The following is a 203-nucleotide window of genomic DNA, read 5'->3' as shown; positions in this document are numbered from 1 at the left end:
GGTCCAGAACTTGAGAATGCGGTAAAAACAGCCATCAAGCATGGATATCGCAGTATTGATACAGCTGCTATTTATGGAAATGAAGAGGGAGTAGGCCGCGGGATCCGTGAAGGGCTGAAAGAGGCCGGTATTTTCAGAGAGGAACTTTTTGTTACTTCAAAAGTATGGAATGCAGATTTAGGATATGAGTCAACTTTGGCAGC

At 44.3% G+C, this 203-nt stretch carries 1 protein-coding gene; it reads left to right on the top strand.

The features are described from left to right. On the top strand, positions 1 to 203 hold a 203-nt coding region (locus HP401_RS29635), incomplete at both ends, for an aldo/keto reductase (protein ID WP_173607639.1).

The organism is Brevibacillus sp. HB2.2, from assembly GCF_013284275.1.
Taxonomy (GTDB): Bacteria; Bacillota; Bacilli; order Brevibacillales; family Brevibacillaceae; genus Brevibacillus; species Brevibacillus brevis_D.
Note: the sequence above shows the minus strand (reverse complement) of the source record. Positions and strands in the feature narration are given on the sequence as shown.